The sequence below is a fragment of the Rhodoferax sp. genome (assembly GCF_028689295.1).
GTDB lineage: Bacteria > Pseudomonadota > Gammaproteobacteria > Burkholderiales > Burkholderiaceae_C > Rhodoferax.
On sequence record NZ_JAQTWL010000001.1, the window covers coordinates 388700 to 408075 of the forward strand.

The 19376-nt window shown below is 60.1% G+C and carries 13 protein-coding genes; 10 read left to right on the forward strand and 3 right to left on the reverse strand.

Annotated elements, in window-relative coordinates; translation table 11 throughout:
- The first annotated feature begins 10 nt into the window (after nucleotides 1-10).
- The 10 genes from nuoG (at nucleotide 11) to PHF15_RS02075 (ending at nucleotide 15312) form a co-directional block, all read left to right on the forward strand.
- Entirely contained in the window at nucleotides 11-2143 is a 2133-nt protein-coding gene (gene nuoG / locus PHF15_RS02030; RefSeq protein WP_300118415.1) for an NADH-quinone oxidoreductase subunit NuoG, read from the forward strand.
- Nucleotides 2140-3222 carry an NADH-quinone oxidoreductase subunit NuoH gene (nuoH, locus tag PHF15_RS02035; protein WP_300118418.1) on the forward strand — a complete coding sequence of 361 codons (1083 nt, stop codon included), beginning with the start codon at nucleotides 2140-2142 and terminating at the stop codon, nucleotides 3220-3222. The genes nuoG and nuoH overlap by 4 nt, the downstream gene beginning before the upstream one ends.
- A gap of 12 nt (nucleotides 3223-3234) precedes the next feature.
- Nucleotides 3235-3768 carry an NADH-quinone oxidoreductase subunit NuoI gene (nuoI, locus tag PHF15_RS02040; RefSeq protein ID WP_300118420.1) on the forward strand — a complete coding sequence of 178 codons (534 nt, stop codon included), beginning with the start codon at nucleotides 3235-3237 and terminating at the stop codon, nucleotides 3766-3768.
- Nucleotides 3769-3791: 23 nt separating this feature from the next.
- A complete protein-coding gene (locus PHF15_RS02045) occupies nucleotides 3792-4451 on the forward strand; it encodes an NADH-quinone oxidoreductase subunit J (RefSeq protein WP_300118423.1) in 660 nt (219 codons plus the stop codon).
- A complete protein-coding gene (gene nuoK / locus PHF15_RS02050; RefSeq protein WP_300118426.1) occupies nucleotides 4448-4756 on the forward strand; it encodes an NADH-quinone oxidoreductase subunit NuoK in 309 nt (102 codons plus the stop codon). The genes PHF15_RS02045 and nuoK overlap by 4 nt, the downstream gene beginning before the upstream one ends.
- Before the next feature lie 5 nt (nucleotides 4757-4761).
- On the forward strand, nucleotides 4762-6777 hold the full coding sequence (gene nuoL, locus PHF15_RS02055; RefSeq protein ID WP_300118429.1) for an NADH-quinone oxidoreductase subunit L: 2016 nt from the start codon (nucleotides 4762-4764) through the stop codon (nucleotides 6775-6777).
- A 13-nt stretch (nucleotides 6778-6790) separates the two neighbouring features.
- Nucleotides 6791-8266 (forward strand): NADH-quinone oxidoreductase subunit M, encoded by a 1476-nt coding sequence (locus tag PHF15_RS02060; protein WP_300118432.1) that lies wholly within the window; start codon nucleotides 6791-6793, stop codon nucleotides 8264-8266.
- A 37-nt stretch (nucleotides 8267-8303) separates the two neighbouring features.
- Nucleotides 8304-9791 carry an NADH-quinone oxidoreductase subunit NuoN gene (gene nuoN / locus PHF15_RS02065; RefSeq protein ID WP_300118435.1) on the forward strand — a complete coding sequence of 496 codons (1488 nt, stop codon included), beginning with the start codon at nucleotides 8304-8306 and terminating at the stop codon, nucleotides 9789-9791.
- Between the two features lie 43 nt (nucleotides 9792-9834).
- A complete protein-coding gene (locus PHF15_RS02070) occupies nucleotides 9835-10431 on the forward strand; it encodes an NUDIX hydrolase (protein ID WP_300118437.1) in 597 nt (198 codons plus the stop codon).
- 111 nt (nucleotides 10432-10542) lie between these two features.
- Nucleotides 10543-15312 carry an NAD-glutamate dehydrogenase gene (locus PHF15_RS02075; RefSeq protein WP_300118439.1) on the forward strand — a complete coding sequence of 1590 codons (4770 nt, stop codon included), beginning with the start codon at nucleotides 10543-10545 and terminating at the stop codon, nucleotides 15310-15312.
- Nucleotides 15313-15425: 113 nt separating this feature from the next.
- On the opposite strand, the gene PHF15_RS02080 is transcribed toward PHF15_RS02075, so the two are convergent.
- The 3 genes from PHF15_RS02080 to PHF15_RS02090 are packed head-to-tail and all read right to left on the reverse strand — an operon-like array spanning nucleotide 15426 to nucleotide 19360.
- The gene (locus tag PHF15_RS02080) at nucleotides 15426-17207 is read right to left on the reverse strand and encodes an ABC transporter transmembrane domain-containing protein (protein ID WP_300118441.1); all 1782 of its coding nucleotides are present in this window, start codon (nucleotides 17205-17207) and stop codon (nucleotides 15426-15428) included.
- Nucleotides 17208-17210: 3 nt separating this feature from the next.
- Nucleotides 17211-18308, reverse strand: a complete 1098-nt coding sequence (locus PHF15_RS02085) for a carotenoid 1,2-hydratase (protein WP_300118443.1) — start codon at nucleotides 18306-18308, stop codon at nucleotides 17211-17213.
- The gene (locus PHF15_RS02090; protein ID WP_300118445.1) at nucleotides 18305-19360 is read right to left on the reverse strand and encodes a PLP-dependent cysteine synthase family protein; all 1056 of its coding nucleotides are present in this window, start codon (nucleotides 19358-19360) and stop codon (nucleotides 18305-18307) included. The genes PHF15_RS02085 and PHF15_RS02090 overlap by 4 nt, the downstream gene beginning before the upstream one ends.
- Nucleotides 19361-19376 lie beyond the last annotated feature (16 nt).

Consider the following 19376-nt stretch of genomic DNA (forward strand, 5'->3'; position numbering starts at 1 on the left):
GAGTGCCAAGATGATTGAAATTGAACTCGACGGTCACAAGGTCGATATTGCAGAAGGCAGCACGGTCATGCATGCGGCCGAAAAAGCGGGCACCTTTGTTCCCCATTTCTGCTACCACAAGAAACTGAGCATTGCCGCCAATTGCCGCATGTGCCTGGTGGACATCGAAAAGATGCCCAAACCCATGCCGGCTTGCGCCACCACCGTGACGCAGGGCATGATCGTGCACACCAAGACCGAAAAAGCCATCAAGGCCCAGCAGTCGGTGATGGAGTTTTTGCTGATCAACCACCCGCTCGATTGCCCCATTTGCGATCAGGGAGGTGAATGCCAGTTGCAGGATATCGCGGTCGGTTACGGCGCCTCGGCCTCTCGCTATGAGGAAGAAAAGCGCGTCGTTCCGGTCAAGGATGTCGGCCCCTTGATCTCCATGCAGGAGATGACGCGCTGCATCCATTGCACGCGTTGTGTGCGCTTTGGCCAGGAAATTGCCGGCATCATGGAACTCGGCATGTCGCAACGTGGCGAGCACTCGCAGATCGAGACCTTTTTGGGTCACACCATCGACTCCGAACTGTCGGGCAACATGATCGACATCTGCCCGGTGGGCGCCCTGACCAGCAAGCCGTTCCGCTACAGCGCCCGCACCTGGGAGCTGTCGCGTCGCAAGTCGGTCAGTCCGCATGACTCGACCGGCGCCAACCTGATCGTGCAGGTCAAGAACAACCGCGTCATGCGAGTCGTTCCTTTTGAGAACGAAGCCGTTAACGAATGCTGGATTGCCGACCGTGACCGCTTCTCCTACGAAGCGCTCAATGGCGACGATCGCCTGACCACGCCGATGATCAAGCAGGGCGGTCAATGGAAGACCGTGGATTGGCAAACGGCGCTCGAATATGTCGCCAATGGCCTGAAGCAGATCGGTGCCGAATTCGGTGCCGCCAGTCTGGGCGCTTTGGTGAGTCCGCATGCCACGCTCGAAGAATTGCATCTGTCGGTCAAGCTCATGCAGGGGCTGGGGTCCGGCAACATCGACCATCGGTTGCGCCATGCCGAGTTTCCCGCGCTTGAGGGCGTGCGTTATCTGGGAACGTCCATTGCGTCCTTGTCGGAACTGCAAAGCGTGCTGGTCATCGGCTCCAACCTGCGCAAGGACCATCCCCTGTTTGCGCAACGCATTCGGCAGTCGGCCCGCAAGGGTTGCCAGGTGAGTTCGATCAATGCGCGCAACGACGACTGGGCGATGCCGGTCGCGCACCGCGTCCAGGTTCACGCAGCACAATGGGTGCAGGCCTTGGCCGCTGTGGCCGCTGCCGTCGCCCTTGAAAAAGGGACGACAGCGCCGGTCGCCGTCGCAGCTGATGACGCATCCGTGGCGATTGCACGCAGCTTGCTGGCTGGCGAGCGCAAAGCGATTTTGCTGGGCAACGGTGCGGCGCATCATGCCCAGGCGTCCAGTTTATTGGCGCTGGCGCAGTGGCTTGCGGACCAGGCGGGTGCCAGCTTTGGCTACCTGACTGAGGCTGCCAACACCGTGGGTGCGCAACTGGTCGGCGCTGAACCGGCGGCCGGCGGCTTGCATGCCGGTCAGATGCTGGGTGGCGCACTCAAAGCTGTGCTGTTGCTCAACACCGAACCCGGGTTCGACTCCGCGGCGGGGGCACAGGCCACCGATGTGCTGGGCAAGGCGCAGATGGTGGTCTCCCTGAATCCGTTCAAGGCCAACATGGCGTTCTGTGATGTGATGCTGCCCGTGTCGCCTTTCACGGAAACTTCCGGTACCTTTGTCAATGCAGAAGGACGCGTGCAAAGCTTCCACGCGGTGGTGCAACCGCTGGGTGAAACACGCCCGGCCTGGAAAGTGCTGCGCGTGTTGGCCAACATGCTCAATGTGCCCGGCTTTGATTTCGACTCGTCAGAACAGGTTCTGCAAGGTATTCCCGGTTTGACGGTGGGCGAGACGGCGCAAGTTTCGCCAGACCGGCTGAGCAATCGCACCACGGCAGCTATCAATCTGGCAAGTCATGCTGGCGCGCCGGTGGTGGCCGGCATTTATCAACTGGATGGCATCGTGCGCCGCGCTCCTGCGCTGCAACAAACAGCTGATGCCCGGGCCGCTGAAACCCAGGAGGTGGCAGCATGAGCGACTTCGTATTCAATTTCGGCCAGGGGCTGCTGGCTGCGCCTTGGTGGGCCGCCATCGCCTGGCCAACCATCTGGGCACTGATCAAGGTCACCGTGGTGCTGATGATCGTGCTGGGGGCCGTGACCTACGCCACGCTTTGGGAGCGCAAGCTGCTCGGTTGGGTGCAGATTCGGCTCGGCCCTAACCGTGTCGGACCCTGGGGCCTGTTGCAGCCGATTGCCGATGCCTTGAAGCTCATGACCAAGGAGATCGTCCGGCCTGCCGCCTCTGACAAGGTCCTTTTCTATCTTGGTCCGGTCCTGACGGTGGCCCCTGCACTGACGGCATGGGCGGTCATTCCGTTCGGGCCCGAAATTGCGGTGGCTAACCTGAACGCGGGCCTGTTGTTTTTGATGGCCATTTCCTCGATGGAGGTTTATGGCGTGATCATCTCGGGCTGGTCGTCCAATTCCAAGTACGCGTTTCTCGGTGCCTTGCGTGCTTCGGCGCAAATGGTGAGCTATGAAATTGCCATGGGTTTCTGCCTTTTGATCGTGCTGATGGTGTCGGCGAGCATGAACCTGTCGGACATTGTGGCCGGGCAGGGACGGGGTCATTTTGCGGACATGGGTCTGACGTTCTTGTCCTGGAACTGGTTGCCGCTGTTGCCGATTGTGGTGGTTTTCTTTGTCTCGGGTCTGGCTGAGACCAACCGAACGCCTTTCGACGTGATCGAAGGCGAGTCCGAAATTGTGGCAGGCCACATGGTCGAATATTCCGGCATGTCCTGGGCCATGTTCCAGATGGCTGAATACGCCAGTATCTGGATGCTCTCGATTTTGTCAGTCACCATGTTCTTTGGTGGCTGGATGTCGCCGATCGACAGTGCTCTCTTCAACTGGATTCCGGGCTGGATCTGGCTGGCGATCAAGACATTCTGCATGATGACCATGTTTATTTGGGTGCGGGTGACTTTTCCCCGGTTCCGTTATGACCAGATCATGCGTCTGGGGTGGAAAGTCTTCATTCCAGTGACTTTGGTGTGGCTGGTGGTGGTCGGGGTGTGGATGCAAACCCCGTGGAACATTTGGAAGTAATTCGAGCTGTTTATGACTACCCCAACTTTAAATACGGTTAAAAATCCTGCTGGGCGGGCCTTCTCCTTGAAGGATTTCCTGTCGAGTTTCATGCTGGTGGAACTCCTGAAAGGCATGAAACTGACCGGTAAATATGCGTTTCGCAGCAAGATCACGCTGGAGTACCCGGAAGAAAAAACGCCTATGTCGCCGCGCTTCCGTGGCCTGCATGCACTGCGCCGCTACGAAAACGGTGAAGAACGCTGCATTGCCTGCAAGTTGTGTGAAGCGGTTTGCCCGGCGATGGCCATCACCATCGAGTCTGAAGTGCGCGCCGACGGCTCGCGCCGCACCAATCGCTACGACATCGACCTGACCAAGTGCATTTTTTGCGGTTTCTGCGAAGAGAGCTGCCCGGTCGATTCCATTGTTGAAACGCACATCCTCGAATACCACGGTGAAAACCGGGGCGACTTGTATTTCACCAAAGAAATGCTGCTGGCTGTCGGTGATCGCTATGAGCGTGAAATCGCCGCCAACAAGGCTGCCGATGCCAAGTACCGCTGACCAATCAGAAAGATAAGTTAACCATGGATGTCAAGACGGGTTTGTTTTATATTTTTTCGACAGTGCTGCTGCTGGCGGCGTTCCGTGTCATCACGGCGCGCAATCCGGTGCATGCCGTGCTGTTCCTGGTGCTGTCATTTTTTCAGGCGTCCATGATCTGGATGCTGCTCAAGGCGGAGTTCCTGGCCATTACCCTGGTGCTGGTGTATGTCGGTGCCGTGATGGTGCTTTTCCTGTTCGTGGTGATGATGCTCGACATCAATGTGGACGGCATCCGAAAAGGCTTCTGGAAGCATTTCCCGCTGGCGGCAGTGGTTGCAGTTGTCATCATCCTTGAAATGTCTGCGGTCCTGATGGCTGGCTTCCAGGTCAGTGAGGCGCCTGTTGCCGCAGCGACACTCGGGCAGGCGACGGTGCAGGTATCCAACACCAAGGAACTTGGGATTCTGCTTTACACGCGCTATTTGTACCCGCTCGAAATTGCAGCTGCGATTTTGCTGGTGGGCATGATTGCCGCCATTGCCCTTACGCTGCGCCATCGCAAGGACATCAAGGCCATCAACCCGGAAGAGCAGGTGCGCGTGAAGTGGGTGGACCGGTTGACGGTTGTCAAAATGGACGCCACCCAACCCACATTGCCGACGCAGCCCGCTGAAACACCGTTCGTGGAGAACAAAGCATGACGCTTACATTGGGTCACTATCTTTCTCTGGGTGCCATGCTGTTTGCGCTCTCGGTAATCGGGATTTTTCTGAATCGCAAAAACCTGATCGTGCTGCTGATGGCCATCGAATTGATGCTGCTGGCAGTCAACACCAATTTTGTCGCGTTCTCGCACTATCTGGGTGATTTGAACGGTCAGATATTTGTCTTCTTTATCCTGACCGTTGCAGCAGCCGAGTCGGCCATCGGTCTGGCCATCCTGGTGCTATTGTTCCGCCTTAAATCGAATATCAATGTGGACGAACTCGATTCGTTGAAGGGTTAACAAAAATGAGTCAAACCCTTTCTACCACAACGCTGCTGGTCATTGCCTTAGGCCCGCTGGTTGGCTCCATTGCCGCTGGTGTGCTGGGGACCCGGTTTGGCGGCAACGTCATCGGCCGGCGCATGTCGCATTCGCTCACCATTGTGAGCGTGTTGCTGTCCTTTGTTTTGTCGGCCATGACGCTTCAAAGTGTGGTGGTGGATGGCGCCCGCTTCAATGAGACCATCTACACCTGGATGGTGGTGGGCGGCCTCAAGATGGAGATCGGCTTCCTGGTGGATGGCCTGACCGCCATGATGATGTGCGTGGTGACCTTCGTGTCGCTGATGGTGCACGTTTACACCATTGGCTACATGGAAGAGGACGAAGGTTACAACCGCTTCTTTGCCTACATTTCCCTGTTTACTTTTTCGATGCTGATGCTGGTCATGAGCAACAACATGCTGCAGTTGTTCTTTGGCTGGGAAGCGGTGGGCCTGGTGTCTTACCTGCTGATTGGTTTCTGGTTCAACAAACCCAGCGCGATTTTTGCCAACATGAAGGCCTTCCTGGTGAACCGGGTCGGAGACTTTGGATTTATCCTGGGCATCGGTTTGCTGGCCGCCTACACGGGCACGCTCAACTACGGCGAAGCCTTTGCCAAGTCGGCTGAACTGGCCAGGCTGACCCTGCCGGGCACTGACTGGATGCTGGTCACAGTGATTTGTATCTGTCTGTTCATTGGTGCCATGGGCAAGTCGGCACAGTTCCCACTGCATGTGTGGTTGCCCGATTCAATGGAAGGCCCGACCCCCATTTCTGCCCTGATTCACGCCGCCACCATGGTGACTGCCGGCATCTTCATGGTGGCCCGCATGTCACCGCTGTTCGAGCTCAGCGACACCGCGCTCAACTTTGTCCTGGTCATTGGCGGCATCACCGCCTTGTTCATGGGCTTTCTGGGCATCATCCAGAATGACATCAAGCGCATTGTGGCCTACTCCACCCTGTCGCAACTCGGCTACATGACGGTCGCCCTGGGTGCCTCGGCTTATTCGGTGGCCGTGTTCCATCTGATGACGCATGCCTTCTTCAAGGCGCTGCTGTTCCTGGCTGCGGGTTCGGTCATCATGGGCGTGCATCACAACCAGGACATCCGCTGGATGGGCGGTTTGCGCAAATACATGCCCATCACCTGGCTCACCTGTCTGGTGGGATCGCTGGCCCTGATTGGCACCCCCTTGTTTTCGGGCTTCTACTCCAAAGACGAAATCATCATGGCCGTCCATGCCAGCCAGTTGCCAGCCGCCGGTTTTGCCTATTTTGCTGTCCTGGCGGGTGTCTTCATCACCGCCTTCTATTCGTTCCGTCTCTACTTCCTGGTGTTCCATGGCAACGAGCGTTTTGACCAGAATCCCGATGCGCATCACGGCCATGATGACCATGGGCATGGGCATGACAGCAAGCCGCATGAATCCCCCTGGGTCGTCACCTTGCCTTTAGTCATGCTGGCCATCCCGTCGCTGCTGATCGGCTTCATCACCATCGGCCCGATGCTGTTTGGCGACTTTTTCAAGGACGCGATTTTTGTCAATCTGGAAATTCACAAAGCCATGGAACTGTTGGCTGAAGAGTTTCATGGCCCGGTGCAAATGGCCTTGCATGGCCTCACCAGTGCGCCATTCTGGCTGGCTCTGGCAGGTGTGGTGAGCGCCTATTACATGTATATGGTCAACCCGGCCTTGCCAGCGGCGATCAAGCGCAGTGTCATGCCGATCTACACCTTGCTTGAAAACAAATATTACATGGACTGGTTCAACGAAAACGTGCTGGCCCCTGCCGCTCGCGGCCTGGGGGTGGCGCTTTGGAAAGTGGGCGACGAGGGTGTGATCGACGGAGCCGTCGTGAATGGTTCCTGGCGTATCGTGGGCTGGGTTTCTGGCGTGGTTAGAAAAGTCCAGACCGGCTATTTGTACGACTATGCGCTGACCATGGTGTTGGGTATCTTTGTTCTCATGACGTATTTCGTCTGGCTCAAATAGGAGAAATATAAAAATGGGTTTGCTGAGCCTGGCTATTTGGACACCGATTGCCTTCGGTGTGGTGTTGCTGGCACTTGGTCGTGATGACCAGGCGCAGGCTGTTCGCTGGATCGCGCTGGTGGGAGCGGTGGTGAGTCTGTTGGTGACTTTGCCGCTTTACACGCAGTTCGATGTGGCCACTGCCGCCATGCAGTTTGTCGAAACAACGCCGTGGATCGAGCGTTTCAACATCAACTACCACCTCGGTATTGATGGCATCTCGGTGTGGTTCATCCTGCTGACGGCATTTATCAACGTCATCGTGGTGATCGCTGGCTGGGAGGTCATTACCAGTCGGGTCAACCAGTACATGGGTGCTTTCCTGATTTTGAGCGGTCTCATGATCGGTGTCTTTTGTGCGCTCGATGGCATGCTGTTCTATGTCTTTTTCGAGGCCACGCTGATCCCGATGTACCTCATCATCGGTGTCTGGGGTGGCCCCAACAAGATCTATGCGGCGTTCAAATTCTTCCTGTACACGCTGATGGGTTCCCTGCTGATGCTGATCGCCCTGATCTACCTCTACATCACATCGGGTGGCAGCTTCGATTTGCTGACGTGGCACAAGCTTCCGCTGGGCCAGACGGCGCAAACGCTGCTGTTCTTCGCCTTCCTGGCTGCTTTTGCGGTCAAGGTGCCGATGTGGCCGGTGCACACCTGGTTGCCCGATGTGCACGTTGAGGCCCCCACGGGTGGCTCAGCCGTGCTGGCGGCCATCATGCTGAAACTCGGCGCCTACGGTTTCCTGCGTTTCTCGCTGCCGATCACGCCAGACGCTGCCCATGAGTGGGCCGGTTTGATGATCGGTTTGTCGCTGGCGGCGGTGATTTACGTGGGCTTCGTCACCATGGTGCAGAAAGACATGAAAAAGCTGGTGGCTTATTCGTCTGTGGCGCATATGGGTTTTGTCACTTTGGGATTTTTTCTGTTCAACGACCTGAGCGTTGCCGGTGGCATCGTCCAGATGATTTCCCATGGCTTTGTCTCGGCGGCCATGTTCCTCGGCATTGGTGTGCTCTATGACCGCGTCCATTCGCGCGAGATCGCGGCCTATGGCGGGGTGGTCAACACCATGCCCAAATTCACGGCCTTTGCCATGTTGTTTGCCATGGCCAATTGCGGTCTGCCGGGCACGGCTGGCTTCGTCGGCGAGTGGATGGTGATTCTGGGCGCCTTGAGAGTCAATTTCTGGGTCGGCATGGCGGCCGCCAGTGCCCTGATTTTTGGTGCAGCCTATACCCTCTGGATGGTCAAGCGTGTCTATCTGGGGCCGGTGACCAACGACCACGTCAAACATTTGAAAGACATCAATGGCCGGGAATTTTTCTACCTGTCTTTGCTGGGTATTGCGATTCTCTACATGGGCCTGTACCCCAAGCCGTTTACCGATGTAATGGATGTCTCAGTGGCGGGGCTGCTGAAACATGTGGCCATGACAAAACTGAACTGATCTGTCTGTACTGACAACTTTGAGATAAGAGATACCTATGATTGACAAATTCAGTTTGATCGCGGTCTATCCGGAAATAGTTTTGCTGGTCATGGCCTGTGTGATTGCCCTGTTTGACTTGAGCGTCAAAAGCCGCACCCGCACCGCCACCTACGTGGTCACGATGCTGACACTGGCCATCGTGGCCGCCCTGCAGGCCAGCTACGCATCTTCGGGCCAGACCATTTATGCCTTCGGCAACATGGTGGTCAGCGACGTCATGGGCAACTGGCTCAAGTGTTTTGCCACGCTTGCTGTCATGGTGTCTTTGGTCTATGGTCGTCAGTATGCGGCTGACCGTGACATGCTGCGCGGTGGTGAACTTTTTGTCTTGAGCCTGTTTTCGCTGCTCGGCATGTTTGCCATGATTTCCGGCAACAACTTCCTGGTGATCTACATGGGGGTTGAGTTGTTGACGCTGTCGAGCTACGCGCTGGTGGCCTTGCGTCGCGACTACGTCCTGTCGGTCGAGGCTGCCATGAAGTACTTCGTGCTCGGCGCACTGGCTTCTGGGTTCCTCCTTTACGGCATGTCGATGCTTTATGGTGCCACTGGCTCGCTCGATCTGCAGGAGGCGTTCAAAGCCATTCATTCGGGTCAGATCAAGCACCAGGTGCTGGTGTTCGGCTTGGTCTTTATTGTGGCGGGCCTGGCCTTCAAGCTTGGCGTGGTGCCTTTCCACATGTGGATCCCAGATGTGTACCAGGGCGCGCCCACGGCCGTCACGCTCATGATCGGCGGCGCTCCCAAGCTGGCGGCTTTTGCCGTGACGATTCGCCTGCTGGTGGAAGGCATGATGCCGCTGGCGATTGACTGGCAACCGATGCTGATGTTGTTGGCCATTGGATCACTGGCCATTGGCAACCTGGCGGCCATCGCACAGACCAACCTCAAGCGCATGCTGGCTTTTTCAACCATATCCCACATGGGTTTTGTGCTGATCGGCATGATCTCCGGGGCCGTGGTTGGCCACCCGGAAGCCGCAGCCAATGCCTACAGTTCCTCCATGTTCTATGTGATCTCCTATGTGCTGACCACACTGGCCAGTTTCGGCGTGATCCTGTTATTGTCGCGCAGTGGATTCGAAAGCGAAGAGATTGCCGACATGGCCGGCTTGAACCAGCGTAATCCGCTGTATGCCGGCATCATGGCCGTTTGCCTCTTCTCGCTGGCTGGCATCCCGCCCATGATCGGCTTCTATGCCAAATTGGCGGTGCTGCAGGCCCTGGTGGCTTCGGGTGGCACCCTGCAACTCGTGCTCGCCGTGTTTGCCGTCATGATGTCGCTGATCGGCGCTTTTTACTACCTGCGGGTGGTCAAGGTTATGTATTTTGATGCGCCAGCGGGTTCTTCCGTGCTCGCTGCCCCGTTCGAGGTGCGTGCCGTGCTGTCGCTCAATGGCGCTCTGCTGCTGATTCTGGGTTTGGTGCCCGGCGGTCTGATGGCGCTCTGCGCCAACGCTGTGGTCCAGATGCTGGCCACGTGATGGTGCGGTTGCTCAGTTCAATTTGACTGGTCATTGAAAGGTCATGGGCAAGCCGCAGTTTGACCATTTGATCGAGAAAAAGATAAGCAGCACCGAACTTTTCAAGGGCCGACTGCTGCACGCTTTCCGCGATCAGGTCAGTCTGTCCAATGGCCTTGAGGCCACTCGCGAGTATGTGGTGCACCCGGGTGCCGTCATGATCATCCCCCTGCTCGAAGATGCAACAGGCGCCATGCAGGTGGTGCTGGAGCGCCAGTTTCGCTATCCGGTGGGCCGGGTCATGATTGAGTTCCCCGCTGGCAAGCTCGATGCCGGTGAAGACTGCTTTCACTGTGCGCAGCGCGAGTTGCTCGAAGAAACAGGCTACAGCGCCAACCATTGGGCGCATGCGGGTGTGCTGCACCCGGTTATTGCCTATTCGACGGAGTTCATCGACATCTGGTTTGCGCGTGGCTTGCGGGCGGGGCAACGGCAACTCGATGAAGGCGAGTTTCTGGATGTGTTTACGGCCACGCCCGCGCACTTGCTCGACTGGTGCCGCCAGGGATTGGTCACCGATGGCAAGACGCTCACCGCCGCTTTGTGGCTGCAAAACGTGATCTCTGGCGCCTGGTCGCTCGATTGGCAAAATGCCCCATGATTTCCTTATGTGTTTTTTGCATACCTGGATGATTTGACAGGCTGCTTGGCGCTTCAAGTTGGCTGCGGTTCCTAAAATCCTTGGTGTTCAAAGCATTATTTGGAGAACTGCATGACCCATGCGAACCTTGCTGACCTGCGCGCCTATACCCTGGAAAATGCTGGTGCAGCCGCCCCCCTGCTGGCAGACTTTGTCCCAGCCTATTTTGACAACACCGACCCCGACGAACTGCGGCAACGCGGCTCAGCCACGCTGCTGGCACTGGCCAGCGCCCACTGGCGTTTGCTGAACGCCACCCCTGACACCGCAGGCCAGCGCATTCGCGTCTTCAACCCCACGCTGGCTGAAGACGGTTTCGACAGCGAACACACCGTCATTCAACTGGTGCACGAAGACATGCCGTTCCTGGTGGACTCGGTCACCATGGCCATCAACCGCAGCGGCCGCATGGTGCACTGGATCGTGCACCCGCTGCTGGCGGTCGAGCGCGATGCCGGTGGCAAGGTCAAAAGCGCCAGCCTGGCGCGCCAGGATGCGGACCACAAACGTCAGATTTCTTCGCTGATTCTGCTCGAATGCGACCGGATCGTGATCGAGTCCGACCGCGGGCAACTCGCCGCCGAACTGGCGCAGGTGTTGCATGACGTGCGTGCCGCTGTGAGCGACTGGCAGCCCATGCTCAAGCACCTGCAAGCTGTCAGGGAGGAATCTGCGCGCTCACCGCTGTCGGCAAAGGGACAGCAGGAAGGTGTTGAGTTCCTGCACTGGCTGGAAGCGCAGCATTTCACCTTCTTGGGCGCGCGCGACTACCGCTTGGTGCGTGACGAGGAGGGCGTCAAGCTGGTGGCCGTGGCTGAATCGGGGCTGGGCATTCTGCGCGGTGAGCCCAAAACGCCGGTGAGCCGCTTGCCTGCTGATGCCCTTGAGTTTCTGGATTCAGACCAACTGGTGCTGGTCACCAAAGCCATGACGCGGGCCACCGTGCATCGCCCGGCCTGGCTCGATTGCCTGACCGTCAAGCGCTTTGATGCCGCTGGCAAGGTCATTGGAGAAGCCCGCTTTTTGGGGCTTTACACCTCCAAGGCCTACGCTGCCGCGGTTTCGGAAATTCCACAAATCCGGCGCCGCGCCGCCGATGTCATGGCGGCTGCGGGCGTGCTGCCCGAGAGCCATGCCGCCAAGTCCTTGCAGACGATTCTGGATGATTACCCGCGCGACGAGCTGTTCCAGGTCGATACCGCCACACTGACCGAGCATGCCGTGGGTATTTTGCGACTGCAGGAGCGCCAGCGCGTGCGCGTGTTCCTGCGCCGCGACCCGTTTGGCCGCTTCACCTCGGCCCAGGTGTTCGTGCAGCGTGACCGTTACAACACCGAACTGCGCTCCAGAATTGGTGAGGAACTCTGCCGCTCGCTGAACGGCCAGTCCATCGAGTACACCCCGACGCTGACCAACAATCCGCTGGCACGCATCCACTACTTCATTCGTGCGGACCAGCAGGTGCCCGAGGCTGTCGATGTGTCGGCGCTCGAGGCACGCATTACCCGGCTTTGCCAGCGCTGGGAAGACGATTGCAGGCAGGCCTTGCTGAACATTCATGGTGAAAGCCACGGCCTGGCTTTGGCCGCTCGTTTTGCCGACAGCTTTCCCACCGCTTACCAGGAGGATTTTTCTGGCCGCAGGGCCGCCGATGATGTGCAGGTGCTCGCCGGCCTGTCGCCTCTGCAGTCGATGGCAGTGCGCCTGTACCGGCCGCTCGACAGCGCTCCCGGCATGGTGCGCTTCAAGATTTTCAGCCTGAGCAAGGTGGCGCTGTCGGATTCTCTGCCGGTGCTCGAGCGCATGGGCGCGCGCGTGCTCGACGAGCACCCCTACCGGTTGGACGGCGCGAAGCCCCACGCCGACGGCGCCCAATACTGGATTCACGACCTCGGTTTGCAACTGCCGCCAGAGGCAGAGTTTGCAGTGATACGGGAGCGGTTCGAAGCCCTGTTTGTGCGGGTCTGGTGCAAGGTGCTCGACAGCGATGACCTTAACAAGCTGGTGCTGGCCACCACGCTCGATGCGCGTGCCATTGCGGTGTTGCGCGCTTACACCCGCTACTTCAAGCAGCTGGATTTTCCGTACAGCCAGAGTTACCTGGAGGCCACGCTGTACAAAAACGCCGCCCTGGCGCAAACCCTGTACCAGCTTTTCGACGCGCGCTTCGACCCCGCTCAAGAGTCGGACCGGGCCACGCTGCAAACCAGTATCAACGAGGACATCGAAGCGCAACTCAGCGCGGTGGCCAGCCTGGACGAAGACCGCATCCTGCGCCAGTACCACCGGACCATCCTGGCCACCCTGCGCACCAACGTGTGGCAGACGACTGCCACGCGGGCTCACAAGCCCTACATGAGCTTCAAGCTCCAGTCGCATGAAGTGCCGGGCATGCCCGAACCCAAGCCGATGTTCGAGATCTGGGTCTATTCGCCGCGTGTCGAAGCCATCCATCTGCGCATGAACAAGGTGGCGCGCGGCGGTCTGCGCTGGTCGGACCGGCCCGAAGATTTCCGCACCGAGATTCTGGGGCTGGTGAAGGCCCAGCAGGTCAAAAACACGGTGATCGTGCCGGTCGGCTCCAAAGGCGGCTTTGTCCTGAAAAACCCGCCGCCTGCAAGTGAGCGCGAGGCGTTCCGGGCCGAAGGCATTGCCTGCTACAAGCTGTTGCTCGCGGGCATGCTCGACGTCACCGACAACCTGGTCAAGGGCCGGGTCGTGGCGCCCGTGAACGTGGTGCGCCACGACGCGGATGACCCCTACCTGGTGGTGGCAGCTGACAAGGGCACGGCCAGCTTTTCCGACATCGCCAACAGCGTCTCGGCAGACTATGGCTTCTGGCTCGGCGATGCGTTTGCCTCTGGCGGCTCGGTGGGCTACGACCATAAAGAGATGGGCATCACCGCGCGCGGCGCCTGGGAGTCGGCCAAGCGTCATTTCAGGGCCTTGTCGCACGACATCCAGACGACGCCATTCACCGTGGTCGGCATTGGCGACATGTCGGGCGACGTGTTCGGCAACGGCATGCTGCTGTCCACCCAAATCAAATTGGTGGCGGCGTTTGATCATCGGCACATCTTCATCGACCCCGCACCGGACGTGGCGCGCAGTTTTGCCGAGCGCCAGCGCCTGTTCAACTTGCCCCGCTCCAGTTGGGATGACTTTGAGCGCAGTGTGCTCTCAGAAGGCGGTGGCATTTACCCGCGCTCCGCCAAGTCGATCCATTTGTCGGCCTTGGCGCAAGAGGCACTGGGTATCGAGAACGCAGACCTGGCGCCCAACGAGCTGATCCATGCGCTGTTGCAGGCCCCGGTGGACATGCTCTACAACGGCGGCATCGGCACCTACGTCAAGTCGTCGCAAGAAAGCCATGCGCAGGTCGGCGACAAGTCCAGCGACGCGTTCCGGGTCAACGGCCGGCAACTGCGCAGCAAGGTGCTGGTGGAAGGCGGCAATCTCGGTTGCACCCAGCTTGGGCGCATCGAGTTTGCCCAGGCTGGCGGCCTGATCTACACCGACGCCATTGACAATTCGGCCGGTGTCGATTGCTCCGACCACGAGGTCAACATCAAGATTCTGTTGGACCGCGTGGTGGAGGCGGGCGACCTCACGCTCAAGCAACGTAACGACCTGCTGGCGTCCATGACCGACGAAGTCGCCCGCCTGGTGCTCGCCGACAACTATTACCAGACCCAGGCGCTCGACGTGGCCTGCCACCGGCCCCTGTATGTGCTGGGCGGCCAGCAGCGCTTGATCCAGTGGCTGGAAGGGGCAGGGCGGCTGAACCGGGCCATCGAGTTTTTGCCCACCGACGAAGAGTTTGTGCGTCGGCGTTCGCTCAAGCAGGGACTGACGGCGCCTGAGGGCGCGGTGCTGCTGGCCTACGCCAAGATGTCGGTGTTTGACGACCTGCTGGCCAGCAATTTGCCTGACGACCCGTATTTCAGCCGGGTCCTGAAGGCTTATTTCCCCAAGGCACTGAGCGAGAAGTTTTCTGCCGCCATCGACTTGCATCCGCTCAAGCGTGAAATCGTCGCCACCTATGTGGCCAACACCGTGGTCAACCGCAGCGGCGCCACCTTTGTCAACTTTTTGGCGGCTGAAGCCGCGGCCAGCACCGCCGATGTGGTGCGGGCCTACACGCTGGCGCGCGAAATCTTTGAGCTGGAGCCGCTGTGGGATCAGATCGACGCGCTCGACGGCGTGGTGGCCAGCAGCCTGCAGCTTGATCTGCTGAGCAAACTCATCGCCATCACGCAGCGCGCGTCGCGCTGGATGCTGCGCGCGCGCTCCAAATCCTCTGATTTGCCCACGTTGATCGCGCGTTATCAGCCCGGCGCGCGTGAACTGCATGCCAATCTGGAAAACTGGTTGCCCGCCAGCGCCTTGGCCAGTTGGGAGCAGGCCACGCAAAAGTTGGCACAGGCGGGGGTGGCCGCAGAGTTGGCGCGCAAGCTCAGCGCACTGGAATTCATTTTCCCGGCGCTCGATCTGGTGGATCTGACCGAGCAGGCCAAGACCACGCTGGCGCAGGCGGCGCAAACCTACTTTGGTGTCGATAGCGTGCTGGGCCTGAGCGCCTGGCGTGCCCAGATCAACCGCCTGCCCACCGACAGCCTGTGGCAAACCCAGGCCCGGGGCAGCGCGCGCGAAGACGTGTATGCCATTGCCAACCAGATCAGCCTGAGCGTGCAGTTGCACTTTGACAGCGTCCAGAGCTGGGCGGACGCCAACGCTGCCAGCATCGAGCGCCTGTGCAAGCTGCTGCAAACCATCAGCACCCAGGGCGCTGATCTGGCGCCGGTGTCAGTGGCATTGCGTGAGTTGCGTCACCTGGCTTGACCCCCAATCAGTTGGGGTCAGAGCACGTCGCTTCGCGAGTGGTCTGACCCGCAAGGGTTCAAGTTAGTTGGGGTCAGAGCACGTCGCTTCGCGAGTGGTCTGACCCGCAAGGTTTAGTTATTGCTGTTGAACTGCAGCGCCGCCAGCCCGGCATAAAGTCCGCCGGCGGCCAGCAGCTCGGCATGGGTGCCCTGTTCGACCACCCGGCCCTGGTCCAGCACCACAATGCGGTCGGCCTTGATGACGGTGGCCAGCCGGTGTGCAATCACCAACGTGGTGCGCCCGCGCATGGCGGATTCGAGGGCGGCTTGCACCATGCGTTCACTCTCGGCGTCGAGCGCGCTGGTGGCCTCATCCAGCAGCAACAGCGGCGGGTTTTTCAGCATGGCGCGGGCAATGGCAATGCGCTGGCGCTGGCCACCACTCAGGCGCACACCACGCTCGCCCAAAAAAGTGTCATAGCCTTGGGGCAGGGCGCTGATGAACTCGTCGGCAAAAGCCGCTTGTGCCGCGGCCTTCACCTCGGCGTCGCTGGCCCCGGGTTTGCCGTAGCGAATGTTCTCCAGCGCGCTGCTGGAGAAAATCACCGCATCCTGCGGCACGATGCCAATGCCATGACGCAGGTCGGCCAGGGCCAGGTCACGCGTCGGCACGCCATCCTTGAGGATGCGCCCGGTGGCGGGGTCATAAAAGCGCAGCAGCAGTTGAAACACCGTGCTTTTGCCAGCCCCGCTGGGCCCGACCAGCGCCACCGTCTGGCCGGGGGCGATGTCCAGCGAGAAGTCAGTCAGCGCCGCCTGGCCGGGTCGCGACGGGTAGTGAAACGTGACGTGCTCGAACATCACTTCGCTACCGGCTACAGGTACCGGTGCCGCAGTTGGATGCGGCGGCGAAGCAATCGACGACCGGCTGGCCAGCAATTCCATCAGCCGCTCGGTGGCACCGGCAGCGCGTAACAGGTCGCCATAGACCTCGCCCAAAATGGCAAAGGCGCTGGCCAGAATGATCACATACAACACGGTTTGCCCCAAATGCCCGGCGCTGATGCGCCCGGCCATCACGGCCTGCGTGCCCTGGTACAGGCCCCATAGCAGCGCGGCTGATGTGGCAATGATGATGAAAGCCACCAACATTGAGCGCGCCCGCGAGCGGCGCACCGCCACCACGAACGCGCTGTCTGTTGCCAGGTTAAAGCGTGCCGCCTCGCGCTCCTCGGCGGTGTAGCTTTGCACCACGGGAATGGCGTTGAGCACCTCGGCGGCAATGGCACTGGCGTCGGCCGCGCGGTCCTGGCTGGCGCGCGACAGCTTGCGCACCCGCCGGCCAAACCAGGCAGCGGGTAGCACAATCAGCACCAGCACACCGAGCACCTGCACCATCACCATCGGGTTGGTCCAGACCAGCACGGCCAGGGCGCCGATACCCATCACCAGATTGCGAAGCCCCATGCTCAGCGACGAGCCCACCACGGTCTGCACCAGCGTTGTGTCGGCAGACAGCCGCGACAGCACCTCGCCGGTCTGCGTGGTCTCGAAAAACGCCGGGCTCTGTTGCAGCACATGGCCATAAACGGCATTGCGCACATCGGCGGTGATGCGCTCGCCAAGCCAGCTCACCATGTAAAAGCGCGCCGCCGAAAACAGCCCGAGCGCCACCGCCACCCCAAACAGCGCCACAAAATGCTCGCGCAAGGCCATCACCTGCGCACCCCGGTCGGTTTGCACCAGACCGCCGTCGATCAGGCTGCGCAAGGCCAGGGGAAAAACCAGCGTGGCCATGGCGGCCAGCACCAAAAACAGCAGCGCCAGGCCGATGCGGCCGCGGTAGGGTTTCAGGAAAGGCAACAGCCCGGAGAGCGATTTGGGGTTGCCGGGTTTTGGCGTTGGGGTAGTCATGATTTACAGCGCCAACGGACTCGCGTATCCCGTCATCTCCAGATAGCCCCGGCCGACCACTGCGCCGCGGCTGTCCAGCAGTTCGCTCAAACCTTCCCAATAGATGGCACCGGTGGACTGGCGGCTGTCAAGCTCCTGGTTGTCGATGACGGCGTTGACGGTGTAGCGCGCAAGCACGGGAGCCGACTGGCTTGTACCGGCGCGTCTGATCTGCACCGACCACTGGACCGGGTAGCTGGCGCCGCTGGCCGGGCTTTTCCAGCTGCGCTGCGGCGTGAAGATGACATCTTCAGGACCAAAAATCACGGCTTGTGCGGAGCCTGGGGCGCGCAGCGAGCCGCCCGCCCAATGCGCGGCGCCGTCTTTGGTGCGCAGCCTGAAGGCCGTCAGCGCGCTGCCATCGAGCAGATTCATGCCAATCCAGTCCCATCCCACGGCATCCGGGTGCATCAGCGTCTGGCTCCATTCGTGGTCGAGCCATGCCTGTCCCTGCACCGGCAGGGTTTCTTCGCCCAGGCTGAGTTGGCCGCTCACCTGCATTTGCGGCAGGCTGTAGTAATAGCTGGCTTGCTTGGCCTCGGGTCCCTTGCGCGACCAGCCCTGGTCGCCTTGCAGCAACAGGGGTTGGTTTTCAGTCAAGCTCAGTTGAAAAGAGAAGTCGGCCGCATTGGCTTGTGCTTGGTAGCGTTTGCCATCGCGCTTGAGCGACCAGTTGCCCAGGCTGAGGTCGGTATCTGACTCGCTGGCCTGGGCCAGATCGATCAGCGTGTTGCCCGACGCGCGGGCGATGCGCTGGTCGTGCAGCAGGCGCTTCGCTGCAACGTCGGTCACGGCGGCGTGGGCAAAGATCAGTTGTTTGGCCGCAAAGGTCGAGCGCATGCCTTGCGTGACCGGCACGCGCGACCTGAAAAAGGTGATCTGGAAACCAAACTCGCGCTGCGCCGCCAGCAGCCGCCCGGTGATGTACCACCACTCGATGGCAAAGTCGGGGTGGCTGCCGAGGTCGCGCGGAAATTGCAGGGCTTGCCTGGCCTGAGCGTGCGCCGCCCAAGGCCACAGCAGCAGGCTTGAGGCCGCGGTCAGGCACTGCCGTCGGTTCATGCCGTGCAGTTGATGTGCGCCTGAAGCCTGGCCCGCGCCGGGGCGCAGTCGCCGAAGCGCTGCGCCGCCCAGGCGTCATCAAAATAAGTGCCCAGGTAACGTTCACCGGCGTCGCACAGCAGCGACAAGATCGATCCCTGCTCGCCGCGCTGATGCATCTCGCAGGCCAGTGCCAGCATGCCGACAAAATTGGTGCCGGTCGAGGGCCCCACCTTGCGGCCCAGAATGTCGGACAACACCTGCATCGCGGCCAACGAATCCGCATTGCGCACCGTGATCATGCGGTCCACCAGCGTGCGGATAAAGCTGGCCTCCACGCGCGGACGGCCGATGCCTTCGATTTGCGAGCCGGGCCCGGTCAGGCTGGCGTCACCGCTGCGGTGGTAGTCGCCAAAAACCGAGCCTTCTGGGTCGGCCACGCAGACCTGGGTGTCGTGGCGCTGGTAGCGCACAAAGCGGCCAATGGTGGCACTGGTGCCACCGGTGCCGGCGCCCACCACGACCCAGCGCGGCACCGGAAAACGTTCGCGCGCCATCTGCTGGAACATGCTTTGGGCAATGTTGTTGTTGCCGCGCCAGTCGGTGGCGCGCTCGGCATAGGTGAACTGGTCCATGTAGTGGCCACCGGTTTGTGCTGCCAACGCACGCGCCTCGTCATAGACCGCATTGGCGCTGTCCACCAGATGACATTGGCCACCGTAAAACTCAATCTGGGCAATTTTTTCAGGCGAGGTATTGCGCGGCATGACGGCAATGAACGGCAGGCCCAGCAGCCGGGCAAAGTAGGCCTCGCTCACCGCCGTGGAACCGCTGCTGGATTCGACCACGGTCGAGCCTTCATGCAGCCAGCCGTTGCACAGGCCGTAGAGAAACAGCGAGCGCGCCAGCCGGTGCTTGAGGCTGCCGGTGGGGTGGGTGGACTCGTCTTTCAGGTACAGGTCGACGCCGTGGCTGGCAAAGGCGGGCAGCGGCAGGGCGATCAGATGCGTGTCGGCGCTGCGCTGGTAATCGGCCTCGATGCGGGCGATGGCAGTGTGTAGCCAGTTCTTCAAAATGGATTGGTTTTCG